At 35.7% G+C, this 1,783-nt stretch carries 1 protein-coding gene and 1 pseudogene; both read left to right on the top strand.

Annotation, left to right across the window (positions count from 1 at the left end; all coding sequences use genetic code 11):
- Positions 1–631 (top strand): annotated as a pseudogene (locus FTV38_RS17340) (IS4-like element ISAbe18 family transposase); the annotation flags it as partial.
- Positions 632–839: 208 nt separating this feature from the next.
- Positions 840–1,783 (top strand): IS701-like element ISAba11 family transposase (locus FTV38_RS17335; RefSeq protein ID WP_180023028.1); only part of this gene is annotated, 944 nt, incomplete at its 3' end.

The raw sequence follows: 1,783 nt of genomic DNA, 5'->3' as shown, positions 1-1,783 counted from the left end.
GGTACAATGCCGCAAATTCCAGTTTCCTCCTGGCAGCATTGTAGTTTTTCATAAAGGCTATGTCGATTACCAATGGTATGCAAATCTGACTGCTCAAAACATTGGATTTGTCACACGTTTTAGGCCTAAATCTGTGTATCAGGTGATCCAGCAACATCCAGTGCTTGAATCCAAAGGTATTCTAAAAGATGAAACCATTCAGCTGAATAGCGCACATGCCCTAAAAAGAAAAGCCCCAGTGTTAAGAAGAATTGAATATAGAGATCAGCAAAGTGGCAAGCACTTTAGCTTTCTCAGCAATAACTTTCATTTAGCCGCCTCCACCATTGCGGCGATTTATAAAGATCGTTGGAAAGTTGAGCTGTTCTTTAAGGCGATTAAGCAGAATCTCAAATTAAAAGCGTTTCTAGGCCGCAGCAGGAACGCAATTCAGACACAAATCTGGATTGCGATGATCGCCTATTTATTGGTGAGTTTCGCTCGACATTTAGGAAAAACAGGTTGGACAGTTCAACGTTTACTCAGAATAATTCAAGTGAATTTGTTTGAAAGAAGAACTTTAAAAGCTTTATTTTCACCCGATAAAATACCCATAAAACAAGAGGAAGCTCAAATGAGCTTCCTCTTGTGAAAAATTGTGGGACAGCAATGGCATACCGCTTCCTTTTTTAATTTCGCATAATAAGAATTATGTTAATTTTAGAAAAAATTAAGAAACACCTAACATTTGTCCTTCTATGGGACTAAATGATGTAGAAGTTAAAAAATCAGAAGCATCTTATATAGGACTTACGCATTGACGGATTCAAAAAAGTATTAAAATACTTTATAAAGTATCTGTGATCAGACGAATTAAACATGCTTCTACAGCAACTTGTACATTACCCATTTATATGGGCTTTCTCATGACAGAACCGAACTCTATTAGCTGCACACAACTTGCCGAGACTTATAATATCTCGCATGATAGTGTAAATCGCTTTCTAGAGCGTGAAGACTACACACCTCACGACCTATATCAAGAAGCAATTCAACATATTGATAATAATAAACTTATAGTCAGTATTGATGATACTGTTTTAGATAAACCATATAGTCAACATATGGACTTGGTTAGCTATTTTTGGTCAGGCAAACACCACCGATCCGTCAAGGGTATTAATCTCATTACCTTGTATGCGACAGATCAAAATGGTCAAAATATTCCAATTAATTTCCGAATTTATGACAAATCTGAAAGTAAAACCAAGAATGATTACTTTATGGATATGTTAAGTGAAGTACTCAGTTGGGGTGCAAAGATTCAATTTATTACAGGTGATAGTTGGTATTCATCGACTGGAAATCTAAAAACCATAAGAAAATATGGTATTCGATTTATGTTTGGTATCGACTGTAACCGTAAGGTTTCCCCAGAAAAAGGACAATGGTTTCAACTGCGTTTATTGCCAGATTTCCATCAGGGTCAAGTGGTCTGGCTCAAAGATTTTGGCTTTGTACAATTATTTAAGACTCAGTTAAAAGAACAGCAGAGGTTTTATATTGTGCATCAAGATGAAGATGATTTATTGTCCTTTGATGGTTTTTATGAATTACATTCAAGTCATTGGAAAATAGAACAATATCATCGAGTAATTAAACAGGTTTGTCATATTGAAAAGTTTCAAGTAAGACGATCTAAACTGATTTTGAATCATATTTTTTCAGCCTTGATGGCCTACGTTGAGATACAAAAGAACCAGTTTGAGCGGATCTTTGAAAATGTATATCGTTGGCAGAAGAA

Origin of the sequence: Acinetobacter sp. YH16044 (assembly GCF_013417145.1) — a bacterium.
Taxonomy (GTDB): domain Bacteria; phylum Pseudomonadota; class Gammaproteobacteria; order Pseudomonadales; family Moraxellaceae; genus Acinetobacter; species Acinetobacter amyesii.
The sequence above is the reverse complement of the archived record's forward strand: the minus strand, read 5'-3'. Positions and strand labels throughout refer to the sequence as shown.